Below are 23,740 nucleotides of genomic sequence, written 5' to 3'. Positions count from 1 at the left end.
GTTTAAGACCCTTTTGCTTTTCTGGCTTTGAGTTTTTCGAACAGGCGCACCGCAAAGCCTGCTTTGTTTTCCTGTTTTGCACGGGCGACGGCCAAATCACCGGGTGGCACGTCCTTAGTCACGACCGATCCGCTGCCGGTCATGGCCCCATCTCCGACGGTCACAGGGGCGACGAGCATCGTGTTCGAACCGATAAAGACATCTTCGCCAATTGTGGTCTTGTGCTTGAACACGCCGTCGTAGTTACAAGTGATCGTGCCTGCGCCGATATTACTGCGCGCGCCCACGGCGGCGTCGCCGATATAGGATAGGTGGTTCACCTTCGCGCCCTCGGCCACTTGGGCATTTTTGACTTCTACAAAATTGCCGATTTTCACGTTTTCCGCCAATTCCGCGCCCGGGCGCAGGCGGGCGTAGGGGCCAATGACAGCGCCGCGCGAGACATGACAGCCCTCAAGATGGCTGAACGCACGTATCGTGGCACCTGACTCGATCGTCACACCGGGGCCGAAGACAACATTGGGTTCGATCACGGTATCGCGCCCTACAACCGTATCATGGGCAAAGAAAACGGTGTTCGGTGCTGTCAGCGTCACACCATCTGATTGCGCATCTGAGCGGGCCCGCGCTTGGAAAAGCGCTTCGGCCTCGGCCAGCTCACCCCGCGAGTTGATGCCAAGGGTTTCGGCCTCATCACAGCGCACGACAGTTGCGGTCAACCGGCGGTGCCGTGCAATGCCAATGATATCTGTGAGATAGTATTCGCCTGCGGCATTGTCATTGCTCACGGCGTCAATCAGTTCAAAGAGTGTTTTGCTCTGCGCAGCGATAACGCCGCTGTTGCAAAGGGTTACGGCGCGCTCCTCATCTGATGCATCCTTAAACTCAACAATCCGGTCCAGTTGATCATCCTTCATGATTAAACGGCCATAGCGGCCCGGATCAGCCGCCTCAAACCCTAGCACCACGACATCATGGGTCACGCGTGCGGCACTCATCGCCGCCAGCGTTTCCGGGCGGATGAAGGGGGTGTCGCCATAAAGGACAAGCACGTCACCCGCAAACCCGTCCAAGGCATCACGCGCTTGGCTTACCGCATGGGCTGTCCCCAATTGCTCGGATTGAATGGCAAGGACGAGGTCGGGGTCGAAGGCTTTGGCGGCCTTCTCGACCTGCGCGGCCCCATGGCCCGCAACAATCACCGTCCGTTTAGGATCAAGCGCCGCCCCGGATTTCATTGCGTGCACCAGCATCGGCGCGCAGGCGATTTCGTGCAGCACCTTGGGCATGTCCGAATTCATGCGCGTGCCCATGCCTGCGCCCAGTATGATCAATGCGGTTGCCATTGCTGCCTCAAACCTTGTTGTTGTCCCGACTTCTACTGCCCTTTTTGATTATCACAAGGGGATGGGGGTTCACATCAGTTTACATGGCGTTACAGAGTGTTTGGCAACCAAAGGGCAGGCTGATGACAAAACGCACAGTGATATTCGATCTTGATGGGACATTGGCCGACACCAGCGGCGATCTGATCGCTGCGGCGAATACATGTTTTCGGGGGTTGGGTTTGGGTGATCTGCTTGATCCGGCGCAAGATGCGGCAACAGCATTGCGTGGTGGGCGCGCGATGCTGACTTTGGGCTTTTCGCGCATCGAGGGCTATGGGCAGGCGGACGTTGACGCGCAATACCCCGTGCTGCTGGCGGCCTACGCCGCAGATATCGACACGCACACGGTGATGTATCCGGGTGCGATGGACGCTGTCGAACGCCTGCTGTCGGCGGATTACGCAGTTGGTATTGCCACGAACAAGCCCGAAGTGCTGGCCGAAACCCTGATGACCAGCTTGGGCGTGCGCGATGCATTTGCCTCATTGATCGGGGCCGACACTTTACCGGTCCGTAAACCGGACCCTGAACACCACTTTGAGGCCGTGCGCCGTGCGGGGGCGATACGGCGCGTTCGGTATTGGTGGGCGACACGGCAACCGACCGCGATACATCACGCAACGCGGGGGTGCCATCCATTTTGGTCACCTTCGGGCCGGGGCGTGATGATGTGCTGGCGCTTGATCCGGAAGCGACAATTGACCGCTACGACCAACTGGACGAGGTGGTCGCCCGCCTGATCGGCTAAGGTGGCCTTAACGTCCGCGCCAAAGTGGCCATTTGACGTGGCCGAAAACCCCGTAAAGAATGACGCCATGACAGAGATATTCACAGGCAGCTTCACCCAACAGGAACCGATCCCCGCAGAGGGGATCGCCGCCGCCAATGCGGTAATGCAGTCGGGGCGGCTGCACCGCTATAACACCAGTGGGGATGAAATCGCCGAAGCGGCCCTTTTGGAAGAAGAATTCGCGGCGTCGGTCGGGGCGAAATACTGCCTCGCGGTGGCATCAGGCGGCTACGCGATGACGACGGCCTTGCGCGCGGCAGGCGTGCAGCATGGCGACAAGGTGTTGACCAATGCCTTTACATTGGCCCCGGTGCCGGGTGCCATTGCCGCGGTGGGCGGCGTGCCCGTCTTCGTTGGCGTGACCGAGGACCTTGTGATCGATCTTGATGATCTGGCAGCCAAGCTTGATCAAGCCAAAGTCCTTCTTCTCAGCCATATGCGCGGGCATATCTGTGACATGGACCGGCTGATGAAACTGTGCGACGGTGCGGGCGTCACGGTGATTGAGGATTGTGCCCACACGATGGGGGCGGCGTGGAACGGTACTGCCAGCGGGCGCTGGGGGCGGTTTGGATGTTATTCAACACAGACCTACAAACACATCAACTCGGGCGAAGGCGGTTTTTTGATCTGCGACGATGCCGAAGATATGGCCCGCGCGATCATGTTGTCTGGCAGCTATATGCTGTTTGAAAAGCACCGTGCCGCACCGCCGACTGAGACCTTCGCCAAGATCAAATATGAAACGCCCAATATCTCGGGCCGCATGGACAACCTGCGTGCCGCCATTCTGCGCCCACAGCTACGCCAACTGGCCGACCAAGCCGCGCGTTGGAACGCGCGCTACCGTGTCTTGGAAGAGGGTTTGACTGAGACACCCGGTCTGCGCCTGATCCCACGACCTGAAAAAGAGCAATTCGTTGCTTCGTCTTTTCAGTTCCTGCTATTGGACTGGACCCCGGTCGCCGTAGATACTGCATTGGCACGGTGTGCCGCACGCGGTGTCGAATTGAAGTGGTTCGGCGGCGCCGAGCCGAAGGGGTTCACTTCGCGCTATGACAGTTGGCGTTATGCACCGTCCGCGCCGATGCCCGCATCCGACCGCGTGCTGGTCGCGTGATCGACATGCGCCTGCCGCTGACATTCAGCTTGGATGATTGCGCCACGCTGGCCCGGATCATCCGTGCGGAGGTTTCTGCGGCTTACCAAGGGCAGGCCGCCGCGGAATAGCTTGCGCGATTGGCACCGCAGGCTAGTTTAGTCTGCATGACAGATCGCCCTGACATCGCAGATTGCCCAGACGCGGCGACCTTCCGCACATGGTATTATCTGAAAGAAGAGCTTGTCAGCTTCGCCCGATCCAATGGGATCAAGAGCACAGGTGGTAAGTTCGACGTTGCTGACCGGATTGCGCATTTCTTGGACCACGGTGTGCCACCGGCTGAGAAACCGCGGACCCAACGCGCGACATCCAATTTTGACTGGCACGCGGCCACATTGACGCCCGAGACGATCATTACGGATAGCTACAAGAACACCCAAAATATGCGGCGTTTCATGCATGCCGCGATTCCCGGTTTCAAGTTTTCGATCCCTTTTATGGCGTGGATGAAAGCCAACGCAGGGCTGACATTGGCCGACGCCGTGCAAGAGGCCAAACGGATAGACCGCGACAAGAAGGCGGGCAAAAAACAGCCCGATCAGCCGCATAACCAGTACAACGCCTACACAAGGGCGTATTTTGCGCATGTGTCCGACGGCAGCCAGCAAGAGCTACGCGCGCTTTGGGCGTTGCGCCGCGAAAGGCCCGGACCTTATGTATTTGCCCCCAAAGATTTGGAGCTGCTGAAAGAGAAATGACTCGACAGGGTGTCGCTTCGCACCCTATTAATGAACAAGCGTTCAATTAATCTGGAGCTAGCATATGTTTCACGCCTCAATGACTTTCGATCTGGGCGAAGACGTCAATGCCCTGCGCGATATGGTCCATGACTGGGCGCAGACCCGGGTAAAGCCGATGGCGGCTGAGATTGATCAGTCGAATGCATTTCCCCCGGTGCTATGGACAGAAATGGGCGAGTTGGGGCTCTTGGGTGTCACGGTGGATGAGGAATACGGCGGGGCAGGTATGTCCTATCTTGCACACACCGTTGCGATTGAAGAAGTGGCCCGCGCAAGCGCCTCGGTCAGCCTGTCCTACGGCGCGCATTCCAACCTCTGTGTCAATCAGATCAAGCTAAATGGCAACGACGGACAGAGGGCAAAATACCTGCCGCGTCTGATCTCAGGTGAACATGTCGGTGCGCTGGCCATGTCCGAAGCGGGGGCAGGGTCTGACGTGGTGTCGATGTCGCTGCGCGCTGAAAAACGCAACGATCACTACCGCCTGAACGGCAACAAATACTGGATCACCAATGGGCCGGATGCGGATACGTTGGTTGTTTATGCCAAGACGGACCCCGATGCTGGGTCCAAGGGGATCACGGCCTTTCTGATCGAAAAGGAAATGACCGGGTTTTCCACCTCACCCCATTTCGACAAGCTGGGGATGCGCGGGTCAAACACGGCTGAGCTGATCTTTGATGACGTGCATGTGCCGTTTGAAAACGTATTGGGCGAAGAGGGCCGGGGCGTGCGCGTCCTGATGTCGGGCCTTGACTATGAACGGGTGGTGCTGGCGGGGATCGGCCTTGGCATCATGGCCGCCTGTCTGGACGAGGTGATGCCCTATATCAGCACCCGCAAACAGTTTGGTGAACCGATTGGCAACTTCCAACTGATGCAGGGGAAGATCGCCGATATGTACACGGCGATGAACTCCGCGCGGGCCTATGTTTATGAGGTCGCGCGCGCCTGTGATCGCGGGACGGTCACACGTCAGGACGCAGCGGCCTGCTGCCTATACGCCTCTGAAGAGGCGATGAAGCAGGCACATCAGGCCGTGCAGGCGATGGGCGGTGCCGGGTTCCTGAACGATGCACCGGTTGCACGCATCTTCCGTGATGCCAAACTGATGGAAATCGGGGCGGGTACGTCAGAGATCAGACGCATGCTCGTGGGGCGTGAGTTGATGGGGGCAATGCTGTGAAGGCACTTCTGCTTGGTTTGATGTTGCCCGGGGTTGCCTTTGCGCAGTCCTTCGGCGCACCACCGGCGGCTGAGATCAATGACGTGTCGCTGCAAGCCGTGGAAACAGATGCTTGCATCAATGAACAGGTAAGCAAAGGGCCGGGCGGTATTGTGACACGCGCAGCACGCAGCTGTATCGGGCGCTCCGCGGACCTGTGCAACGCTGACCCGATGACTTGTTCCAAACTTGAGCAATCCTATTGGGACTGGCGCATCGCGCAGAACTACGCAGGCCTGCAAGCTTGGATCGCTGATCGGCCGGAGGCCGGAAACGATGACTTGCGCGCCTCGGTCGCAAATCCGGCGGCAGCCACGGCGAATGTTGCTTTGGAATGCGCCTTACGGATTGAGCAGAATGGTCCGGTTGATACAGCAGATCAGGACATCGCCGCCTGTGAAATGCGTGAAACAGCGCTGATTGCGTTAGAGCTAGAGTTCACCGTGCGGCAGGCCTGCGCAAGCGCCAGCAGCGGCAGCTTTGCGGTCTTCTGCGGGAAGGGCGCGGAATGATCAGGGGCCATATTGCAATCATTTTGTTGTTCGCGGCACCCGCCTTTGCGGATGATGATTGGCTATATGCTCCCATGGTCGACGCCTGTTCAGCCCGCGCTGATCAAGCGGGAGGTCCGCAAAGCTGTATCGGCGAAGCTGCGGCTGCCTGTATGCAGGGTGAGCCGGATGGCGAAACGACCGTGGGCATGATGTTCTGCCTGTTGGATGAGCGTGACGCCTGGGACGCGATCCTGAATGATGAGTACCAGCAGACCCGCGATTTCGCGCGCGCCATGGATGCCGAAGACCAAGAGCTCTTTCCCGAATATGCCGTGCGAGCCGAACAGGTGCTTGAAGCCCAACGCGCCTGGATCACCTTTCGCGACGCCAATTGCACAATGGAATATGGCGTCTGGGGGGCGGGTTCGATGCGGCAGATCGCCGGTGCGGACTGTCATCTGCAAATGACGGCAGATCGGGCACTGGCGCTCCGCGCGTATCGGGACATAATCCGATGAAGCGGGCCTACTTCTTTCTCCCCCTCGCGGCGCTTGTGGCCTTTGCAGGCTACCTCGGCCTGCAATCCGGCAAAGCCCCGTCTGAAACCGAGATCATCAGCCGCTATGCGGCCGCCTACATGGAAACTGCACCAAGCGGGGCAAGCCCGACCGATTGTGCCGCCAGCCCACACCCGGATCCTGCCATTCGCATGGTGATCAACTGCACGCACCCCTTCGGCGTCACGACGACCTATTTTGTCGGACCCCGGGGCGAGGCGCTACCCGAACCACAAGGACCAGAGGCATGACCGATCGCAGCCTACATGAAGCGGCCTTGGCCGAAGTGGCCGATGCGGCCCATGCCGCAGCTCTCGGTGGCGGTGAGAAGTCACGCGCGCGCCATCTTTCGCGGGGCAAGATGCTACCACGTGACCGTGTGGCGGGCCTGCTGGACCCCGGCAGCCCGTTTTTGGAAGTCGGGGCGACCGCAGCCCATGGCCTTTATGACGGGGCGGCCCCTTGTGCGGGCGTGATCGCAGGCGTGGGCCGTGTGAATGGCCATGATGTGATGGTCGTCTGCAATGATGCAACCGTCAAAGGCGGCACCTATTACCCGATGACCGTGAAGAAACATCTACGGGCGCAAGAAATCGCAGAGGCCTGCCATTTGCCATGCGTCTATCTGGTCGACAGCGGCGGGGCGAACTTGCCCAATCAGGATGAGGTCTTCCCGGACCGCGACCACTTTGGCCGCATCTTTTATAATCAGGCGCAAATGTCGGCCAAGTGCATCCCGCAGATTGCCGTGGTGATGGGGTCGTGTACGGCGGGCGGCGCTTACGTGCCAGCGATGGCAGATGTTTCGATCATCGTGCGTGACCAAGGCACAATCTTTCTTGCCGGGCCACCGCTGGTGAAGGCCGCAACGGGCGAAGTGGTTTCGGCTGAGGACCTGGGCGGTGGCGATGTGCACACGCGCCTTTCCGGCGTAGCGGATTATCTGGCAGAGGATGATGCGCACGCGCTGGCTCTCGCACGACAGGCGGTGGCATCGTGTAATCTTGATAAGTCGTTGCAAGGCAAGCGGTTACCGTCTGAACCTCCGGCGCTGGACCCCGGTACGCTCTTTGACGTGGTGCCTGCCGATCTGCGCACCCCCTACGACATTCGCGAGGTGATCAAGCGGATCGTGGATGGCTCGCGCTTTGATGAATTCAAAGCACGCTTCGGCGAAACGCTCGTCTGCGGCTTTGCGCATATCGACGGCTGGCCTTGCGGGATTATCGCGAACAACGGCGTCCTGTTTTCGGAAAGCGCACAGAAAGGCGCGCATTTTGTCGAATTGTGCAGCCAGCGCAAAATCCCACTGGTGTTCCTGCAAAACATCACGGGTTTTATGGTGGGCAAAAAATACGAAAACGAAGGGATCGCGCGGCATGGCGCCAAGATGGTCACGGCGGTGGCGACAACGAAGGTGCCCAAGATCACGATGGTCGTGGGTGGGTCTTTTGGAGCCGGAAATTATGGTATGTCTGGAAGGGCTTACAGTTCTAACTTTATGTGGTCATGGCCGACATCGCGCATATCCGTAATGGGGGGCGAACAAGCTGCTGGCGTACTTGCGACAGTCAAACGGGATGCGATTGAACGCGCAGGTGAAAGTTGGTCGGCAGAGGACGAAGCAGCTTTCAAACAGCCCACGATTGATATGTTCACCGAACAATCGCATCCGCTTTATGCCAGTGCACGGCTGTGGGATGACGGTATCATCGACCCACGCAAAAGCCGCGAGGTGCTGGCGCTTTCGCTTGCGGCATCGATGAATGCCCCGATTGAGGAGACACGCTTTGGCGTGTTCCGGATGTGATGGCGATGTTTCGCGGGCAGATTGAAGACTGGTTCAACATTCCTAAACCGAGATTTGGCCTCATGCTGACCCGGATAGAAGGAATGCCCAAAGTTGGAATGCGTGTACAGATCGAAGGTTGCTTTGGAACAATTTTGGAACTGGGCAGAAACTCTACCGATGGCCAGCCGGTGTCATATCGTGACTGTGTGTCCGGAATGCCTTGCGCAGCTTACGGATCAATTCTTGTAGAATTGAGCGAATACCAGCCGGAGCGCGGTCAATGGGTCGAAGAGGTAGCTGCAACGTAATGTTCACCAAAATCTTGATAGCCAACCGCGGCGAAATCGCTTGTCGCGTGATCCAGACAGCCCGGTCAATGGGGGTCCGCACGGTAGCGGTTTATTCCGATGCCGATGCGCAGGCGCTGCACGTTACTCAGGCGGATGAGGCCGTGCGCCTTGGCCCGGCACCCGTAGCCGATAGTTATTTGCGTGGTGAGCTGATCATTCAGGCGGCCTTGGACACAGGGGCAGAGGCCATTCATCCGGGTTATGGCTTTCTATCCGAGAACCCTGACTTCGTTGATGCCGTCACGGCTGCGGGTCTGATATTCATTGGCCCTTCGGCCGATGCGATCCGCGCTATGGGTCTGAAGGACGCGGCCAAGGCGCTGATGGTCAAGGCCGGTGTGCCGGTGGTGCCAGGGTATCATGGTGATAGGCAAGAACCGGATTTTCTGGCCGACCAAGCGGCCAAGATCGGTTATCCCGTGCTGATCAAAGCCGTGGCCGGTGGTGGCGGCAAGGGCATGCGTTTGGTCGAAAAGGCCGCAGACTTCGCCGAAAACCTGGCCTCTGCGCAGGCCGAGGCGCAAACCGCCTTTGGCAACCCAGATGTGCTGATCGAGAAATACATCACCGCGCCCCGCCATATCGAAGTACAGGTCTTTGGGGATGGGACCGATGCTGTGCATCTGTTTGAGCGAGACTGTTCGTTGCAACGCCGCCACCAAAAGGTCATCGAAGAAGCCCCCGCACCGGGCATGACGTGTGCGGTGCGCAAGGCGATGGGCGATGCGGCTGTCAAAGCCGCCAAGGCCATCGGCTATGCCGGGGCGGGCACAGTTGAGTTTATCGTTGATGGCAGCGACGGGCTGCGCACGGATGGTTTTTGGTTCATGGAAATGAACACGCGGTTACAGGTGGAACACCCGGTGACCGAGGCGATCACAGGCGTTGATTTGGTGGAATGGCAATTGCGTGTTGCGGCGGGTGACGCCTTGCCCTCGCAGCAAGACGAGCTGTCAATCACGGGTCATGCCTTTGAGGCGCGGCTTTATGCCGAGGATGTGCCTGCCGGGTTCTTGCCTGCGACCGGCGTGATTGATCACCTTTCCTTTCCAACGCATGCCCGTATCGACAGCGGTGTCACAGCGGGTGATGAAATCTCGCCATGGTACGACCCGATGATTGCAAAGGTCACGGTGCATGGCCCCGACAGGGCGCGTGCCTTGCAATCGTTGTCGGCAGCTTTGGATGCCATACAGGTGGCAGGCACCGTGACGAACCTTGGCTTCTTGCGCCACCTGGCACGCGCGCCGGACTTCGTGTCAGGTGATGTGGATACCGGGCTGATCGAACGGCACAGTGACACGCTTTGCGCCAAACCTTCGCCGACGCCGCGCGATTTGGCGGTTGCTGCCGCGACGGCCGCTGAGATTGCAGAAGGACCGCTAACGGGCTTCACGCTCTGGCAACCACCGCAACGGCTGATTGTCTTGAAAGAGGCGGAAGAAGAGACAATCGCCCAGCTGACCGTTGAGAGCGCCAATACATGCACGGTGCAGATCGGCGAGACGGAGGTGCGCCTGCTGCGCCGGGCCGGACATTGGGGTTCGCCTGCCATCCTGCACAATGGGCGCGTGACCGTTTTTGGCACCGAGAGTTTCACCTTTGAGATCGTGAACCCCTTGGCGCGCAGTGAGGAGGCCATGGGGGGTGACACCGTGCTCGCCCCGATGCCGGGGCTTGTCCGTGCTGTGGCGGTTGACGTCGGGCAAACGGTGGAAGAAGGGGACCGTCTGGTGGTTCTGGAGGCCATGAAAATGGAGCATGTCCTGCGCGCCCCGCGGGCGGGCGTCATCGCGGACGTTGCCGTTGCAACCGGGGATCAGGTGACCGCCGGTGCGCTGATGATCCGTTTGGAGGACGAGACATGATCCGATTGCACCATTGCCCGCAAACCCGTTCGATGCGCAGTCTTTGGCTGTTGCACGAACTGGGTATCGACTTTGACGTTGTAGAATACCCTTTCGACAAAACCCTGCGGGAAGAACCCTATCGGTCGCTCAACCCGACCGGGCGGGTGCCGACCCTCGAAATTAACGATGTGGTCCTGACCGAGAGCGGGGCTATCGCGGAATACCTGTGCGAGCGTTTTCCGCAAGCGGGCTTGGGTCGAGACCCAAGTCACGCAGAGCGCCCGATGTGGCTCAATTGGATCCATTTCGCCGAAACAATCTCGCAGCATACCGCCGCCCTGACTCAACAGCATGTCGCACTCTACGAAGACCATATGCGTTCGCCCATCATTATGCAGTTGGAGGCCAAGCGATTGGCCAAGACGCTGCGCACAGTGGAGCAGCAGTTGCTGGGCGACTATCTGTTGTCTGACTTCTCTGCCGCTGATATTGGGGTGGGGCAGGCGGTCTATATGGCGCGGCACTTTGTGAAACTGGATGATCTGCCGCGTGTAGCGGCTTGGTTCGCCCGGCTTGAAGGGCGGCCTGCCTACCAGAAGGCCTTGCCGGATGGGGCGGGGCTTTATGCGCGCGACTTTTATCCGCCTTGGGAGGCAAAGGCGTGAGTTGGTCAGCCTTGCAGGGGGCGCTGCCCCCGCCCCATTGGGGCACCCCCGAGGTATTTTCGAACATGAGAAGTGATATGTGATGGCGGACTATGTGCGCATTCATGAGGTCGGCCCACGCGACGGGTTGCAGAATGAACCGGGGGTGATTTCTGTGGCCCGCAAGGTGGCGCTGATTGATTTGCTCAGCCGGTCCGGCTTGCGTGACATTGAAGTGGGCAGTTTCGTCAGCCCCAAGTGGGTGCCGCAGATGGCCGATACCGATCAGGTGCTGGCCCAGCTGACGCCCGTTACTGGCGTGCGCTATGCGGTTCTGGTGCCGAATATGCGCGGGTGGGAGGGATATCTTGCCGCACGCCTACCTGATGTCTTGCCCGACATTGCCGTGTTTATTTCTGCCTCGGAAGGGTTTTCACAAAGCAACCTGAACTGTTCCGTCGCCGAGTCTGTCGACCGCCTGCGCCCCGTTGTCGCCGCTGCTGCTGGGGCAGGCGTCGCGGTGCGCGGCTATGTGTCTTGTGTAACCGATTGTCCATTTGACGGGCCGACAATGCCTGCGCAGGTGGCCGATGCCGTGGGCATGTTGCGCGCGGTGGCACCAATGCCTGTTTCATTGGGCGATACGATTGGCAAAGGTACACCGGACCGTGTTGGCGTCATGTTGGAGACGGTGCTGGATGTAGTGCCAGCCGCAGAACTCGCCGGTCATTTTCACGACACCGGTGGACTGGCGCTGGCCAATATCGAGGTCTCGCTTGATCTTGGGTTGCGCGCCTTTGACACAGCGGTGGGTGGTTTGGGGGCTGTCCTTATGCGCCCGGCGCGCCCGGCAATGTCGCGACTGAGGCGGTTTTGGAACTTTTGGACCGCCTTGGATATGAAACCGGTGTTGACCGCGCAGTGATTGCGCAGGCTGCAGAGATGGCAAGAGGCATGCGATGATTGATTTGAGTGTAGATGACCACGGTGTGGCCACTTTGGCGTTGGCCCGACCAGAGAAGCACAATGCACTATCGCAGGCCTTGATAGATGCGTTACATGCTGCCGCCACGCAGATTGCCGCGGATGAATCCATCCGCGTCGTCATTTTGACCGGGCAGGGGCCATCGTTTTGTGCGGGCGGTGATTTGGGTTGGATGCAGGATCAGATGGCCGGTGACGCTGCGATGAAGCGGGCAGCAGCACAATCCATTGCGCAGATGCTGGGGGCGATCAACACATTGCCGCAGCCGGTGATTGGGCGTTTACAGGGGAATGCCTTTGGCGGTGGCATCGGAATGGCCTGTGTTTGCGACGTCGCGATTGCCGTTGATACGGCCCGGTTTGGCCTGACTGAAACCAAACTGGGTTTGATCCCGGCGACCATCGGCCCCTATGTGCTGGCCCGCATGGGCGAGGCGCATGCCCGACGGGTATTTATGTCGGGGCGCTTGTTTGATGCGGCTGAGGCCGTTGCATTGGGGGTTGTGGCAAAGGCAGTCCCCGAAGATGCGCTTGACGCGGCAGTTGCCGCAGAGGTCGCGCCTTACCTGCAATGCGCACCCGATGCGGTGGCGGCCGCCAAGGCCTTTGCCCGCAGTCTGGGTCCGACTATCGACGAATCGGTGATCGCCCGTTCGATCGATGCCCTGATCGCCCAATGGGAAGGCCGTTCAGCGAAAGAAGGCATTTCTGCCTTTTTTGAGCGCAGAAAGCCGGATTGGGCCGTCACACGCGCGCCTTAATCGTCAGAATTGTGTCTCACTTCTGACCGATTTCACAGGGCATCCTGTCGCTGGAACAGGAGAAACCCATGCCCTTCATATGGCCGACAAGTGAACAAATCGTTTACCGTGTTATGCGTTTGCGCCGTCTAATCGCGCTTGCGGTCATGGTGCCTGTTGTTGTCATGCTGGGTGTCGCCTTGATCGATCCCTCCGTTTTATCACCTGAGCGGGCGACGTTGGCGTCAGTGGCCGTTGCGCTTTTGGTCGTTGGCCATGTTGTATTGTTCCCGAATGTCACGCTTGAGACGATCAGCCTGTCACTTTCGGTGACAGCTTTGGTGGTTGCGATGCCGGTGATCAAGATTGTCGCCGGGTGGGCCCCGGCGGAACATCAGTCGGCGGCGCTTGTTCTGCTGGTGACCTTTTCTGTCGCGGCGACGGGGTTTCTGATGGCGGTGCTTCAGATTGTTTTAAACGCGCTGGCTTATAGCGGGCCGCTGCTTGGCTTGCGCTTGAAAACACGTGCAGAGTTACCATGTTCGCCAACCGTTGCGCGTCGGCAATGTGCGCTGCAACCACAAACCCGGCGTGGTCGGGTTTTGACCGGCGACGCCGACGAGAACGGGTTTTTCAATGTTGCGGTCGCATCCCATCACGTGGAAGATCCTGAAAACCCGGGGCAGCCACTGGTCGTCAAGGTTGATGCGAAGGTGCTGAACACGACCGACGTGCAACATGATGTGATGATTGTCCTGCCAAACGGCTCTGTTACGGTCACGTCACAGCGGTTCGTTCCGACGCCTCAGGGCTGCCGCGTCGAGGTGACTGATATGCCCGGCGATTTCACCGTTGGTATGCATGCGTTGTTCTGGCTGACCGACCAGCAGGCGGACAACCTGACCGAGGTATCAGACGTTATCTTGGGCGAGGATGCCCGCGCGAATGGGTTGGCCCATGGCGTATCACTTTTGTCTGTCGCGGGTGCGCTTTTGTCGCCGCGCCAGCCGCTCGCTAAAAACGCCGATTAAAACCTTTCAAATTCGTCATCTGTGACATTCCGCTTGGTTGACCCTTGGGGGTGGCAAAGGTATGCATCTGGCAGCCAACAGACGGCGCGCCACCGTGCGGGCCGAGCCGAAAGGAACACCCCTTGCAGGAAATGCTTTCTGAATACCTGCCGATCATGATCTTTTTGGGGCTTGCGATTGCGCTGGGCCTGATCCTGATCCTCGCCGCTGCCGTCGTCGCGGTGCGCAACCCGGACCCTGAAAAAGTATCCGCCTACGAATGCGGATTTAACGCGTTTGATGACGCGCGGATGAAATTTGATGTGCGCTTCTATCTAGTAGCGATCCTTTTCATCATCTTTGACCTCGAAGTCGCGTTCCTGTTCCCTTGGGCGGTTGCGTTCCAAGATGTCAGCATGGTGGGCTTCTGGTCGATGATGGTGTTCCTTGGTGTGCTGACCATCGGCTTTGCCTACGAATGGAAGAAAGGGGCACTCGAATGGGAGTGATGACCGGAACTGCAGTGGGCGCTGACAAAGAGCATGGCGCACAGCTGATTAATTCAGAATTGCAGGACAAGGGTTTTCTTGTCACCTCAACCGCTGACATCGTGAACTGGGCCCGCACCGGGTCGCTTCATTGGATGACCTTTGGTCTGGCCTGCTGCGCTGTCGAGATGATGCATACCTCCATGCCGCGTTATGACCTTGAGCGGTTTGGCACCGCGCCACGTGCGTCCCCACGCCAGTCTGACCTGATGATCGTGGCGGGTACGCTGACCAACAAAATGGCCCCCGCGCTGCGCAAGGTTTACGACCAGATGCCAGAACCGCGTTACGTGATCTCGATGGGGTCCTGTGCGAACGGTGGTGGCTATTATCACTACAGCTATTCTGTTGTACGCGGCTGTGACCGGATCGTGCCGGTAGATGTCTACGTGCCGGGTTGCCCGCCAACGGCTGAGGCGCTGCTGTATGGCATCCTACAATTGCAGCGCAAGATGCGCCGGACCGGGACAATCGTCCGCTGATTGCGGCGAAAGGATTTAGATATGACTGAAGCCCTGCAAGAACTCGGCACCCATCTGGAGCTGAAGCGGACCGATTGCGTGCTGTCCTGGGAAGTCGCCCATGACGAGCTGACCGTGACGGTGGCCCCATCTTCGCTGGTAAGCTTTGTTGAGTTCCTCAAGAACGATGCAACCTGCAATTTCTCATCGCTCATCGACATCACCGCGGTCGACTACCCTAGCCGGGCCAAGCGTTTTGATGTCGTCTACCACTTCTTGAGCATGTATCAGAACCACCGCATTCGCCTGCGGGTTCAGATCCGCGAAGAAGACATGCTGCCCTCCATCATGTCTGTGCACCCATCGGCCAATTGGTTTGAGCGCGAGGTGTTTGATATGTTCGGCATCCTGTTCTCCGGCCACCCCGATTTGCGCCGAATCTTGACGGACTACGGTTTCCGCGGGCACCCGCTGCGCAAGGATTTCCCGACAACAGGCTATACCGAAGTGCGCTATGACGAAGTGCAAAAGCGCGTCGTCTACGAACCCGTCAGCCTGGTACAGGAATACCGCCAGTTTGATTTCATGTCCCCATGGGAGGGTGCGGAGTACATTCTGCCCGGTGACGAGAAGACAGAAGAGAAAGCCGGCTGATGGCGCCGCCCACTCTTCTTTACTGCGTTGGTGCGACAAAGGCGGGGACAACCTGGCTTTATCGTTACCTGCATGATCATCCTGAATGTGCGATGCCTGCGGTGAAAGAAGCGCACTATTGGGATACCTTTGACGCGGACAAGCGCGAAAAACAGCTTGTTGCCTACCGTGTCCGCCTGCGCGAGATGCGCGAAGCTAAGGCCGACGCTACAGAAGCGGGCCGCGACTGGCAGGTTGGAAACATGGACCGTCGCATCAATGAGATGAAAGCGCTGATCGCTGCGCTTGAAAGTGATCGTGCCGATGACAGCGCCTACGCTGCTTGGCTGATGGACGGGCGCGACGGCGCGAAAGTTGTTGCAGACATCACGCCAAACTACGCCACCCTGTCCGATGATGATCTCGCCCGTATGCGCGATCTCTCGCCCGCGACAAAGTTTCTTTATCTCATCCGCGATCCGCTGGACCGGCTCTGGTCGCATATCCGCATGCAGGCGCGTCGGCAGCGGCAACCGCATGAGCAGTATGAAAAGAAATCCAACAACATCCTCTACCGTATCCTGAACCGGGGTCAGGAGACACATATCCTTGAGCGGGGTGACTATCCCAAGATCATTCGCAAGCTGCGTCGGGTGATTCCGCAGGAACGCCTGTTGATCCAGTTTGCTGAAGATCTATTCACACCCGAAGGGCTGGCGCGGGTCTGCGCTTTTCTGGGCATAGCACCGGTCAAGCCTGAGGTCGCACGGGCGGCCAATGAAGGACCAGAGGTTGTGATGCTGGACAAACTGCGCCCGCGAGCCTTGGGACTATTGAACGCACACTACGAATGGGTGGCCCGCAATGTCGGCCCCCTGCCACAGCGGTGGCAAGACAATTTAGCGAGGGCTTGAGCCATGATGGACGGCGATATTCGTACAAATATCTATGATGATGGGTCATCTGATGCGGCCACAGACGAGCAGCAGATCAGAAATTTCAACATCAACTTCGGCCCGCAACACCCGGCAGCCCACGGCGTTTTGCGTCTGGTGCTGGAGCTGGACGGTGAAATCGTAGAACGCTGTGACCCACATATCGGCCTGCTGCACCGTGGCACCGAAAAGCTGATGGAAAGCCGCACGTATCTGCAGAACCTGCCGTATTTCGACCGGCTGGATTATGTCGCCCCGATGAACCAGGAACACGCGTGGTGTCTGGCCATCGAAAAGCTGACAGGCACCGAAGTGCCGCGCCGTGCATCCTTGATCCGGGTACTTTATTCCGAGATTGGCCGGGTGCTGAACCACCTGCTGAACGTGACAACGCAGGCGATGGACGTCGGCGCGCTGACACCACCGCTCTGGGGTTTTGAAGAGCGTGAAAAGCTGATGGTATTCTATGAGCGTGCCTGCGGAGCCCGTCTGCATGCGGCTTATTTCCGTCCCGGCGGCGTGCATCAGGACCTGCCGGATGAACTGGTCGAAGATATCGACACTTGGGCAATTGAGTTCCCCAAGGTTCTTGAAGATATCGACGGCTTGCTGACCGAGAACCGCATCTTCAAGCAGCGCAACGCGGATATCGGCATCGTGACCGAGGAAGATATCCAGAACTGGAGCTTCTCTGGCGTGATGGTGCGTGGTTCCGGCCTTGCATGGGACCTGCGGCGTGCACAGCCCTACGAATGTTACGATGAGTTCGAGTTCCAGATCCCCGTGGGCAAGAACGGCGATTGCTACGACCGCTATCTGGTCCGCATGGAAGAGATGCGCCAATCCGTCCACATCATCCGTCAGGCCTGTGAAAAGCTGCGCCACGAGAAGGGTGATATTATAGCACGCGGCAAGATGACGCCGCCGACACGGGGCGAGATGAAGACCTCGATGGAAGCGCTGATCCACCACTTCAAGCTTTATACCGAAGGGTTCCACGTGCCCGCGGGCGAGGTTTATGCGGCCGTTGAGGCGCCGAAGGGCGAATTCGGCGTTTATCTGGTGGCCGACGGCACAAACCAGCCGTATCGCGCCAAGCTGCGCGCGCCGGGCTATCTTCACCTGCAAGCGATGGACTATATCTGCAAAGGCCACCAATTGGCTGATGTGAGTGCGATTATCGGAACGATGGACGTCGTTTTCGGTGAGATCGACAGATGACACTGGGCGATCTGATCCTTGGGCTGCTTGTCGCCTTGGGATTTTTCGTCTCGGCGATCGTGTCGCGGATGTTTCGGGGCCGGATGGCTGGTATATTTGTCGGTGGTGTGAGTGGGCTGGCCGTTTCGGTGTTCATACTGGTTTATGGTCTGACGGATGTGTTCAGCATAGCGCCACCTGCGGCTGAAAATTGAGAAGGAAGCTTGAAATGATCCGTTCCATGACCGTTGTTGCCTGCCTTGCACTCTCTGCCTGTGCTGTGCCGATCGTTGTCCCGCTGCCCGGGCCCACAATACCAGACCCTGAACCGATCGAAGCGCCTCTGTCCGCCAAAGAACGCTTTGTGACCAGTGTGGCCGCCAACGGCTGTTCGTTGACGAGCGCCAATACCGACGTCGTTATGGCCGACGCCGTGCTGTCGCGCGAAGATCTTGCGCGCGTCATGACCGAATTGCGCGCCGAAGGACGCGGTGAGATCGATGGCGAAGCCTTTCGCGTGACCTCTGGTGTCTGCGCCTGACGACAAATCCCTTGCCCGGCGTGGCCGGTATGTTAGGGGAGAGATGAAAATTCGGTGAACCTCGGTTCGCCTTAACGATGTGACCGGAAAGACTTGATGCTACGCCGCCTGTACCACGACCAGCCAGAGACATTTGCTTTTACGCCTGATAATCAAAAATGGGCAGAAGCGCAGATAAAGAAGTTTCCCGAAGGGCGTCAGGCCTCGGCAATCATCCCGATCCTGTGGCGCGCGCAAGAGCAGGAAGGTTGGCTGTCCCGCCCGGCGATTGAACACGTCGCGGCCATGTTGGACCTTGCCTACATTCGTGCGCTGGAAGTGGCATCGTTCTACTTCATGTTCCAATTGCAACCTGTTGGCTCTGTTGCGCATATTCAGGTTTGTGGCACGCTGTCCTGCATGATTTGTGGTGCAGAAGATCTTATCGGAGTCTGCAAAGACAAGATCGCGGACAAACCGCATGCGCTGTCGGCGGATGGAAAGTTTTCTTGGGAAGAGGTCGAGTGCCTCGGGTCCTGTGCAAACGCACCCATGGCGCAGATTGGCAAAGACTACTACGAGGATCTCACGACCGAGCGTTTGAGCGAGATCATTGATGAACTGGCCGCCGGTCGCGTGCCCACACCCGGCCCACAGAACGGGCGCTATGCGGCGGAGCCACTCAAAGGGCTGACCAGCCTGAAAGACTATGACAGTGGCAAGACCCAGTATAACGCCAGCGCGCAATTGGCCACAGATATTGGCGATACGGTCAAGCGCATTGATGGCACCGAAGTGCCCTTGCTGACCCCTTGGGTGAAGGACGCCAAAGCGGCGTCGTCGCCGAAGTCAAAACCCGCAAAACCGACACCTAAGGCCGCCACACACAAGCCAGCGAAAGCGGCGCCAAAGCCTGCGCCGTCTGCCGTGGAAACCCCGCCTGAAACGCTGTCTGCACCACGCGATGGCAGTGCCGATGACCTCAAAAAGATCAGCGGTGTCGGACCAAAGCTGGAAGCCGTGTTGAACGAACTGGGCTTCTGGCACTTTGACCAGATCGCCAAATGGACCGCGGATGAAGTCGCATGGGTCGACAGCCGTTTGAAGTTCAAGGGGCGCATTGAGCGCGACGATTGGATGGCACAAGCGGCAGAGCTTGCAAAGGCCAGATGACGCGTATTCCTTGCGCGGTTCATAGTGATCCACCTGCGTGCATGTAGTTGTTTTGCGGTATTTCTTTACCCAGCGGCAAAGTTTCGGGTAGAGATGTGGGGGGAGCGCGCATTTGGGTCGAAATGCCCCAGGCAGAGCGCGTGATATCTGCAAGGCCGCACCGCGGCCACCTGAGGGAGAAAAGATACGATGAAAGATACAGCACCGATCAGCCTAGGCATCCTCGCCGTCGCGGCCTTATTTGCCATTATTGCAGCCGGAGTTGCACTCGTTCTTTATGATTTCTCGCTGTTTGCGTCCGTATGCATTGGCGGTCTTGTTGGCGTAATCGCGGCGATTGTCCTTGCGATCGGCTGGCGTGACCCCGCACCGGGCCCCAATACGGTTGAGGCGCCCGTCGCAAAAGCCCCCGCCGCCGCGCCTGCACCAACAGCCGCGCCTGCTGCGCCGGCGCCCGCAGCTGCGGCAGAACCGACCCCCGCGCCCGAACCGACCCCCGCGCCCGAACCGGCACCAGCACCCGAACCAACACCAGTTGCCGAGGCCCCGGCTGCGTCTGACGATGGCACACCAGAGTTCCTCAGCGCCGCACGCGAAGGCGGCCCGGATGACCTTAAGCAGATCAAGGGCGTTGGCCCCAAGCTCGAAAAAACCCTGCACGGCATGGGCATTTACCACTTCGATCAGATCTCGACCTGGGGCCCGAAAGAACAGGCCTGGATTGACGACAATTTGGAGGGCTTCAAAGGCCGCGCGACCCGTGACAACTGGGTGGAGCAGGCCAAGGTGCTTGCCGCTGGCGGCACAACCGAGTTCTCCAAGAAGGTCGACAAGGGCGACGTTTACTAGAGCGAACCAACGGCCATGACCCAGCACGGAAACACCAATCAGGGGAAGGCCGGACAACGCGTCGCGTTGATTGTTGCCGGAACGGGTGTTTTCTGGGTCTTGGCGATCATGCTTGGAGCAGAATATAACTGGTCCAACCGCACACGCGCGCTTTTTGACCTTGCAGCGCTCGCCGGTTTCGGGTTTGCCCTGTGGCAGACCTACCAACTCTGGCGCGCGCGCCAAAACGACAAGGGCGATGACTGATGCTCAAAGATGAGAACCGGATTTTCACCAACCTGTACGGGATGCATGACCGCACGCTAAAAGGCGCGCAGGCGCGGGGCCACTGGGATGGCACCGCCGACATCATCAAAAAGGGGCGTGACTGGATCATCAATGAAATGAAAGCCTCTGGCCTGCGCGGCCGGGGTGGGGCGGGTTTCCCGACCGGTCTGAAGTGGTCATTCATGCCCAAGGAAAGCGATGGGCGTCCGGCCTATCTGGTCGTCAATGCTGACGAGTCCGAACCGGGTACATGCAAAGACCGCGAAATCATGCGCCACGATCCGCATACACTGATCGAAGGCTGCCTGATTGCCAGCTTCGCGATGAATGCGAATGCCTGCTATATCTACATCCGCGGCGAGTACATCCGCGAGAAAGAGGCGCTGCAAGCGGCCATCGATGAATGCTACGAGGCTGGGTTGGTTGGTCCGAATGCAGCAAAATCTGGCTGGCCGTTCGACATCTACCTGACCCATGGGGCCGGGGCCTATATCTGTGGTGAGGAAACCGCGCTGCTGGAAAGCCTGGAAGGCAAAAAGGGCATGCCGCGGATGAAGCCGCCATTCCCTGCAGGTGCCGGTCTATATGGTTGCCCAACCACAGTGAACAACGTGGAATCAATTGCTGTCGTGCCAACAATTCTGCGCCGTGGTGGGGAATGGTTCGCATCCATGGGCCGTCCGAACAATGCAGGCACCAAGCTGTTTGCGATTTCTGGCCATGTGAACAACCCATGTGTCGTCGAAGAGGAAATGTCGATTTCCTTTGAGGAGCTGATCGAAAAGCACTGTGGTGGCATTCGTGGCGGCTGGGACAACCTCAAAGCGGTGATCCCCGGCGGGTCTTCGGTGCCCTGCGTGCGCGGCGAAAATATGCGCGATGCGGTGATGGATTTTGATGCGCTGAAGGAAAAGGGATCATCACTTGGCACTGCAGCGGTCATCGTGATGGACAATTCGACCGACATGATCAAAGCGATCTGGCGCCTGTCGAAATTCTACAAGCACGAAAGCTGCGGGCAATGTACGCCATGCCGTGAAGGCACCGGTTGGATGATGCGCGTGATGGCGCGCTTGGTCGAAGGCAACGCGAGCGTCGAAGAAATCGACATGCTGCTCGACGTGACAAAACAGGTTGAAGGACATACGATTTGTGCGCTGGGCGATGCGGCCGCATGGCCGATCCAGGGCTTGATCAAGAACTTCCGGGACGAGATTGAGGACCGGATCAAGGACAAACGCATGGCAGGGATGGCAGCAGAATGATGACACGTGGATTGATGCTTGGCGCGGCTTTGACACTGGCCGCTTGTGCAACAGGTGGGCGTAGTATCGATGATCCAGCGGCGCAGAAGCTGTTCAATATGTCGACGCCACAGTATTATGCGAACCTGACGATCGCGAACCAGATCGCGCAGAACTGCGCGCGCTATAGCTATGATGCCGGGCTCGATGCCGCGTTGAACGCTGCACGCAACGAAGTTGGGCGCGGATCACTTGCATCCAACAGCCAACGGGCTGGTATTGAGTTGGAGACAGACGTCAGCAAGCGCAGCTTCGAAGTGAAGCACGGTGTCGAACTCAGTTCCGACGATCTTTGTCCGGCTGGTGATGCTGAGCTACTGGAAGGGTCAGGGTTAAGCGCGTTGCTGATCCCGGCCTAAGTCGGCAATGGCGTTTCGCAATATTCTGGATGGGGCCGCAAGTTTTGGTGCGGCCCTTGTCACATCTGCCATCTGCGGGTTGCCTGCTTGGTTTACGGTCGCCGCGGTCCGGGCGGGGGTTGCGCCGATCTGGGCCTATGCCACCGCCGCTGGACTGGGCGTGATCGGTGTCATTCTGACGCTGGCTTTTGTGCGCAAAGGTCTGGCGGGCGTAGCGCCGACACGTCAACGACGTCGTTGAGGTGAAAGGACCCCAGATGCATCTTACAGAATTGAACATCGGCCGTTTGCTGGCCCCCACCGATGATCCGCGCGTGGCCGAATTTATGGATAACCTCGACCGGATCAACGGTCTTGGCAAACGGATGCCGGGCTTTGTCTGGATGATGGAAGGATCAGGTGAACCGGGCCGGGGCAACACCGAAGCCTGTATTGATGGTGACCCACAGTTCGTGGCCAATCTGTCGGTCTGGGAAACACCCGCGCAACTGCAAACCTTTGTGTTCGATACGCTGCACACCAAATTCATGGACCGTGGCAAAGAATGGTTCGAAACTCTCGTCCAGATGCACTTTGTGATGTGGTGGGTGCCGGAAGGAACAGAACCCACGCTGGATGAGGCTTTGGCGAAACTGCGCTATCGTGAAGAACACGGGGACAGTGCAGAGGCCTTTGGCTGGGATTGGCTACGCGTCCATGCGGTGCAATGACCGTTTATCTGGCCGAATTCAACTTTGGCACGCTGCGCTACCCTTGGGGTGATCAGCGTATCGCGGGGTTTGAGGATGCGGTTGATCAGGTCAATGCCATCGGCGCGCGCAGCCCCGGGGTTTGTCTAGCGTCTGGCAGACGATGATATGGAATACGCTCAGGAAGACCCTAACGGTGCACTTTATGACCGCCCTAACACCGCTTCCACCTTGTCAGTTTGGGAGGATGCGGGCGCGCGCTATCGTTTCGTGACCAAAACACTGCATGCGCGGTTCATGAAGGGTGCATCGGATTGGTTTGTCCCGGGTGACAGCGGGGATTCGGTCTGCCGGTGGGTGCCACCGGGGTATCGGCCGAATGTGGCCGAGGGCATGGAAAAGTGGAGCATCTAGCAGGCGCAGGGTGAAAGCCAAAATATATTTGGGGCCAATGGGTTAAAGGCGCGTGCCTTGGGGCAGGTGGCGTAACGCCACCGATTTCAAACCACTGATATTGAATAACGTCGCTGAAAGCGCGATCTCATATCCAACAAAGCGGCACAAAACTTGCCGTACAGGAGATTGCAGATGAAAAAGCTTGCCCTTGCCGCAGTTGTGGCCTTCGCCACCGTATTTTCCGCCGGTCATATCTCGGCACAAACCGCGCTGAAAGACGTCGCCACCGTCCGCGACGGTATCATCTATGTCGGCATGGCCTATGAAATCTCAGAGCAATGTGACGGTATCAACGCACGCCTGTTCCGCGGGCTGAATTACCTGCAATCCCTGCGCAGACACGCCAGTGATTTAGGTTACTCCGACGCAGAGATCGATGCCTACATCAATGATGATGCCGAGAAAGACCGGCTGGAAGGTATCGCCCGCGCGCAATTGGCCAGTTTGGGTGTCGTACCGGACCAAAAGGCCAGTTATTGCACCGTTGGCCGTGCTCAAATTGATGCAAATACCCGCGTTGGCTGGCTGTTACGCTAAGACGCTGACACGGACGCGAAAATTGCACGTTTTTTTGTCGATCTGACTGGCATCACGGGGTCTCACGCGTTAGAACGCGGGGC

General features: G+C 58.5%; 29 protein-coding genes and 3 pseudogenes. 31 read left to right on the top strand and 1 reads right to left on the bottom strand.

From position 1 onward, the window contains the following. Positions 1-2: 2 nt before the first annotated feature. Positions 3-1,346: a bifunctional UDP-N-acetylglucosamine diphosphorylase/glucosamine-1-phosphate N-acetyltransferase GlmU gene (gene glmU, locus QTO30_RS07075; RefSeq protein WP_340423428.1), complete on the bottom strand. Its 1,344-nt coding sequence runs from the start codon at positions 1,344-1,346 to the stop codon at positions 3-5. A 122-nt stretch (positions 1,347-1,468) separates the two neighbouring features. Between glmU and QTO30_RS07070 the strand changes: the two are divergent. From QTO30_RS07070 to QTO30_RS06920, 31 genes and pseudogenes are all read left to right on the top strand, one after another. Next, a pseudogene (locus QTO30_RS07070) lies at positions 1,469-2,136 on the top strand (HAD hydrolase-like protein). A 67-nt stretch (positions 2,137-2,203) separates the two neighbouring features. Continuing rightward, positions 2,204-3,408 (top strand): annotated as a pseudogene (locus QTO30_RS07065) (DegT/DnrJ/EryC1/StrS family aminotransferase). Between the two features lie 36 nt (positions 3,409-3,444). Beyond that, entirely contained in the window at positions 3,445-4,038 is a 594-nt protein-coding gene (locus QTO30_RS07060; protein ID WP_340423426.1) for a DUF6434 domain-containing protein, read from the top strand. 64 nt (positions 4,039-4,102) lie between these two features. Then, entirely contained in the window at positions 4,103-5,266 is a 1,164-nt protein-coding gene (locus QTO30_RS07055; RefSeq protein ID WP_340423425.1) for an isovaleryl-CoA dehydrogenase, read from the top strand. Next, positions 5,263-5,817 (top strand): hypothetical protein, encoded by a 555-nt coding sequence (locus QTO30_RS07050; protein ID WP_340423423.1) that lies wholly within the window; start codon positions 5,263-5,265, stop codon positions 5,815-5,817. The genes QTO30_RS07055 and QTO30_RS07050 overlap by 4 nt, the downstream gene beginning before the upstream one ends. Beyond that, on the top strand, positions 5,814-6,317 hold the full coding sequence (locus QTO30_RS07045; protein WP_340423421.1) for a lysozyme inhibitor LprI family protein: 504 nt from the start codon (positions 5,814-5,816) through the stop codon (positions 6,315-6,317). The genes QTO30_RS07050 and QTO30_RS07045 overlap by 4 nt, the downstream gene beginning before the upstream one ends. Then, on the top strand, positions 6,314-6,607 hold the full coding sequence (locus QTO30_RS07040) for a hypothetical protein (RefSeq protein WP_340423418.1): 294 nt from the start codon (positions 6,314-6,316) through the stop codon (positions 6,605-6,607). Before QTO30_RS07045 ends, QTO30_RS07040 begins: the two co-directional genes overlap by 4 nt. Next, positions 6,604-8,166: a carboxyl transferase domain-containing protein gene (locus QTO30_RS07035; RefSeq protein WP_340423417.1), complete on the top strand. Its 1,563-nt coding sequence runs from the start codon at positions 6,604-6,606 to the stop codon at positions 8,164-8,166. The genes QTO30_RS07040 and QTO30_RS07035 overlap by 4 nt, the downstream gene beginning before the upstream one ends. Next, complete coding sequence (locus tag QTO30_RS07030; RefSeq protein WP_340423416.1) at positions 8,166-8,456, top strand: hypothetical protein; 291 nt, start codon at positions 8,166-8,168, stop codon at positions 8,454-8,456. The genes QTO30_RS07035 and QTO30_RS07030 overlap by 1 nt, the downstream gene beginning before the upstream one ends. Next, positions 8,456-10,366, top strand: coding sequence for an acetyl/propionyl/methylcrotonyl-CoA carboxylase subunit alpha (locus QTO30_RS07025; RefSeq protein WP_340423414.1), 1,911 nt, complete (start codon positions 8,456-8,458; stop codon positions 10,364-10,366). The genes QTO30_RS07030 and QTO30_RS07025 overlap by 1 nt, the downstream gene beginning before the upstream one ends. Next, on the top strand, positions 10,363-11,013 hold the full coding sequence (locus QTO30_RS07020; protein WP_340423413.1) for a glutathione S-transferase family protein: 651 nt from the start codon (positions 10,363-10,365) through the stop codon (positions 11,011-11,013). The genes QTO30_RS07025 and QTO30_RS07020 overlap by 4 nt, the downstream gene beginning before the upstream one ends. Positions 11,014-11,095: 82 nt before the next feature. After that, positions 11,096-11,955, top strand: a pseudogene (locus tag QTO30_RS07015) (hydroxymethylglutaryl-CoA lyase). After that, on the top strand, positions 11,952-12,737 hold the full coding sequence (locus QTO30_RS07010; RefSeq protein WP_340423411.1) for a crotonase/enoyl-CoA hydratase family protein: 786 nt from the start codon (positions 11,952-11,954) through the stop codon (positions 12,735-12,737). Before QTO30_RS07015 ends, QTO30_RS07010 begins: the two are co-directional and overlap by 4 nt. A 68-nt stretch (positions 12,738-12,805) precedes the next feature. Next, entirely contained in the window at positions 12,806-13,747 is a 942-nt protein-coding gene (locus QTO30_RS07005) for a hypothetical protein (RefSeq protein ID WP_340423409.1), read from the top strand. Positions 13,748-13,869: 122 nt separating this feature from the next. Next, positions 13,870-14,235 carry an NADH-quinone oxidoreductase subunit A gene (locus tag QTO30_RS07000; RefSeq protein WP_247226035.1) on the top strand — a complete coding sequence of 122 codons (366 nt, stop codon included), beginning with the start codon at positions 13,870-13,872 and terminating at the stop codon, positions 14,233-14,235. Continuing rightward, on the top strand, positions 14,226-14,756 hold the full coding sequence (locus tag QTO30_RS06995; protein ID WP_339952444.1) for a NuoB/complex I 20 kDa subunit family protein: 531 nt from the start codon (positions 14,226-14,228) through the stop codon (positions 14,754-14,756). Before QTO30_RS07000 ends, QTO30_RS06995 begins: the two co-directional genes overlap by 10 nt. 21 nt (positions 14,757-14,777) lie before the next feature. Beyond that, complete coding sequence (locus QTO30_RS06990) at positions 14,778-15,389, top strand: NADH-quinone oxidoreductase subunit C (RefSeq protein WP_340423408.1); 612 nt, start codon at positions 14,778-14,780, stop codon at positions 15,387-15,389. Continuing rightward, complete coding sequence (locus QTO30_RS06985) at positions 15,389-16,282, top strand: sulfotransferase (protein WP_340423407.1); 894 nt, start codon at positions 15,389-15,391, stop codon at positions 16,280-16,282. The genes QTO30_RS06990 and QTO30_RS06985 overlap by 1 nt, the downstream gene beginning before the upstream one ends. Before the next feature lie 3 nt (positions 16,283-16,285). Continuing rightward, entirely contained in the window at positions 16,286-17,524 is a 1,239-nt protein-coding gene (locus QTO30_RS06980) for an NADH-quinone oxidoreductase subunit D (RefSeq protein ID WP_445327137.1), read from the top strand. Further along, positions 17,521-17,718: a hypothetical protein gene (locus tag QTO30_RS06975; protein WP_340423405.1), complete on the top strand. Its 198-nt coding sequence runs from the start codon at positions 17,521-17,523 to the stop codon at positions 17,716-17,718. Before QTO30_RS06980 ends, QTO30_RS06975 begins: the two co-directional genes overlap by 4 nt. Before the next feature lie 14 nt (positions 17,719-17,732). After that, on the top strand, positions 17,733-18,044 hold the full coding sequence (locus QTO30_RS06970; RefSeq protein ID WP_340423404.1) for a hypothetical protein: 312 nt from the start codon (positions 17,733-17,735) through the stop codon (positions 18,042-18,044). A gap of 96 nt (positions 18,045-18,140) precedes the next feature. Then, complete coding sequence (nuoE, locus tag QTO30_RS06965; RefSeq protein ID WP_340423403.1) at positions 18,141-19,196, top strand: NADH-quinone oxidoreductase subunit NuoE; 1,056 nt, start codon at positions 18,141-18,143, stop codon at positions 19,194-19,196. A gap of 189 nt (positions 19,197-19,385) precedes the next feature. Further along, entirely contained in the window at positions 19,386-20,045 is a 660-nt protein-coding gene (locus QTO30_RS06960) for an NADH:ubiquinone oxidoreductase (protein WP_340423402.1), read from the top strand. A 15-nt stretch (positions 20,046-20,060) separates the two neighbouring features. After that, positions 20,061-20,291, top strand: coding sequence for a DUF5337 domain-containing protein (locus tag QTO30_RS06955; protein WP_340423401.1), 231 nt, complete (start codon positions 20,061-20,063; stop codon positions 20,289-20,291). Further along, a complete protein-coding gene (gene nuoF, locus QTO30_RS06950; RefSeq protein WP_340423400.1) occupies positions 20,291-21,577 on the top strand; it encodes an NADH-quinone oxidoreductase subunit NuoF in 1,287 nt (428 codons plus the stop codon). Before QTO30_RS06955 ends, nuoF begins: the two co-directional genes overlap by 1 nt. Then, a complete protein-coding gene (locus QTO30_RS06945; RefSeq protein WP_340423399.1) occupies positions 21,574-21,975 on the top strand; it encodes a hypothetical protein in 402 nt (133 codons plus the stop codon). The genes nuoF and QTO30_RS06945 overlap by 4 nt, the downstream gene beginning before the upstream one ends. 7 nt (positions 21,976-21,982) lie before the next feature. Continuing rightward, on the top strand, positions 21,983-22,216 hold the full coding sequence (locus tag QTO30_RS06940; RefSeq protein ID WP_340423398.1) for a hypothetical protein: 234 nt from the start codon (positions 21,983-21,985) through the stop codon (positions 22,214-22,216). Between the two features lie 16 nt (positions 22,217-22,232). Beyond that, positions 22,233-22,685: a DUF3291 domain-containing protein gene (locus tag QTO30_RS06935; protein WP_340423397.1), complete on the top strand. Its 453-nt coding sequence runs from the start codon at positions 22,233-22,235 to the stop codon at positions 22,683-22,685. Beyond that, entirely contained in the window at positions 22,682-22,831 is a 150-nt protein-coding gene (locus QTO30_RS06930) for a DUF3291 domain-containing protein (RefSeq protein ID WP_340423396.1), read from the top strand. The genes QTO30_RS06935 and QTO30_RS06930 overlap by 4 nt, the downstream gene beginning before the upstream one ends. A 1-nt stretch (position 22,832) precedes the next feature. Beyond that, a complete protein-coding gene (locus QTO30_RS06925; protein WP_340423395.1) occupies positions 22,833-23,078 on the top strand; it encodes a DUF3291 domain-containing protein in 246 nt (81 codons plus the stop codon). A 174-nt stretch (positions 23,079-23,252) separates the two neighbouring features. Further along, entirely contained in the window at positions 23,253-23,657 is a 405-nt protein-coding gene (locus QTO30_RS06920; protein ID WP_340423394.1) for a DUF5333 domain-containing protein, read from the top strand. Positions 23,658-23,740 lie beyond the last annotated feature (83 nt).

The organism is Yoonia sp. GPGPB17 (genome assembly GCF_037892195.1).
Taxonomy (GTDB): Bacteria; Pseudomonadota; Alphaproteobacteria; order Rhodobacterales; family Rhodobacteraceae; genus Yoonia.
The sequence above is the reverse complement of the archived record's forward strand: the minus strand, read 5'-3'. Positions and strand labels throughout refer to the sequence as shown.

Excerpts from the sequence above, each read along its gene's own strand:
- glmU (WP_340423428.1), bottom strand. The coding sequence starts at position 1,346 with ATGGCAACCGCATTGATCATACTGGGCGCAGGCATGGGCACGCGCATG.
- QTO30_RS07060 (WP_340423426.1), top strand. The coding sequence starts at position 3,445 with ATGACAGATCGCCCTGACATCGCAGATTGCCCAGACGCGGCGACCTTC.
- QTO30_RS07055 (WP_340423425.1), top strand. The coding sequence starts at position 4,103 with ATGTTTCACGCCTCAATGACTTTCGATCTGGGCGAAGACGTCAATGCC.
- QTO30_RS07045 (WP_340423421.1), top strand. The coding sequence starts at position 5,814 with ATGATCAGGGGCCATATTGCAATCATTTTGTTGTTCGCGGCACCCGCC.
- QTO30_RS07040 (WP_340423418.1), top strand. The coding sequence starts at position 6,314 with ATGAAGCGGGCCTACTTCTTTCTCCCCCTCGCGGCGCTTGTGGCCTTT.
- QTO30_RS07035 (WP_340423417.1), top strand. The coding sequence starts at position 6,604 with ATGACCGATCGCAGCCTACATGAAGCGGCCTTGGCCGAAGTGGCCGAT.
- QTO30_RS07030 (WP_340423416.1), top strand. The coding sequence starts at position 8,166 with ATGGCGATGTTTCGCGGGCAGATTGAAGACTGGTTCAACATTCCTAAA.
- QTO30_RS07025 (WP_340423414.1), top strand. The coding sequence starts at position 8,456 with ATGTTCACCAAAATCTTGATAGCCAACCGCGGCGAAATCGCTTGTCGC.
- QTO30_RS07020 (WP_340423413.1), top strand. The coding sequence starts at position 10,363 with ATGATCCGATTGCACCATTGCCCGCAAACCCGTTCGATGCGCAGTCTT.
- QTO30_RS07010 (WP_340423411.1), top strand. The coding sequence starts at position 11,952 with ATGATTGATTTGAGTGTAGATGACCACGGTGTGGCCACTTTGGCGTTG.
- QTO30_RS07005 (WP_340423409.1), top strand. The coding sequence starts at position 12,806 with ATGCCCTTCATATGGCCGACAAGTGAACAAATCGTTTACCGTGTTATG.
- QTO30_RS06995 (WP_339952444.1), top strand. The coding sequence starts at position 14,226 with ATGGGAGTGATGACCGGAACTGCAGTGGGCGCTGACAAAGAGCATGGC.
- QTO30_RS06990 (WP_340423408.1), top strand. The coding sequence starts at position 14,778 with ATGACTGAAGCCCTGCAAGAACTCGGCACCCATCTGGAGCTGAAGCGG.
- QTO30_RS06985 (WP_340423407.1), top strand. The coding sequence starts at position 15,389 with ATGGCGCCGCCCACTCTTCTTTACTGCGTTGGTGCGACAAAGGCGGGG.
- QTO30_RS06980 (WP_445327137.1), top strand. The coding sequence starts at position 16,286 with ATGATGGACGGCGATATTCGTACAAATATCTATGATGATGGGTCATCT.
- QTO30_RS06975 (WP_340423405.1), top strand. The coding sequence starts at position 17,521 with ATGACACTGGGCGATCTGATCCTTGGGCTGCTTGTCGCCTTGGGATTT.
- QTO30_RS06970 (WP_340423404.1), top strand. The coding sequence starts at position 17,733 with ATGATCCGTTCCATGACCGTTGTTGCCTGCCTTGCACTCTCTGCCTGT.
- nuoE (WP_340423403.1), top strand. The coding sequence starts at position 18,141 with ATGCTACGCCGCCTGTACCACGACCAGCCAGAGACATTTGCTTTTACG.
- QTO30_RS06960 (WP_340423402.1), top strand. The coding sequence starts at position 19,386 with ATGAAAGATACAGCACCGATCAGCCTAGGCATCCTCGCCGTCGCGGCC.
- QTO30_RS06955 (WP_340423401.1), top strand. The coding sequence starts at position 20,061 with ATGACCCAGCACGGAAACACCAATCAGGGGAAGGCCGGACAACGCGTC.
- nuoF (WP_340423400.1), top strand. The coding sequence starts at position 20,291 with ATGCTCAAAGATGAGAACCGGATTTTCACCAACCTGTACGGGATGCAT.
- QTO30_RS06945 (WP_340423399.1), top strand. The coding sequence starts at position 21,574 with ATGATGACACGTGGATTGATGCTTGGCGCGGCTTTGACACTGGCCGCT.
- QTO30_RS06940 (WP_340423398.1), top strand. The coding sequence starts at position 21,983 with ATGGCGTTTCGCAATATTCTGGATGGGGCCGCAAGTTTTGGTGCGGCC.
- QTO30_RS06935 (WP_340423397.1), top strand. The coding sequence starts at position 22,233 with ATGCATCTTACAGAATTGAACATCGGCCGTTTGCTGGCCCCCACCGAT.
- QTO30_RS06930 (WP_340423396.1), top strand. The coding sequence starts at position 22,682 with ATGACCGTTTATCTGGCCGAATTCAACTTTGGCACGCTGCGCTACCCT.
- QTO30_RS06925 (WP_340423395.1), top strand. The coding sequence starts at position 22,833 with ATGGAATACGCTCAGGAAGACCCTAACGGTGCACTTTATGACCGCCCT.
- QTO30_RS06920 (WP_340423394.1), top strand. The coding sequence starts at position 23,253 with ATGAAAAAGCTTGCCCTTGCCGCAGTTGTGGCCTTCGCCACCGTATTT.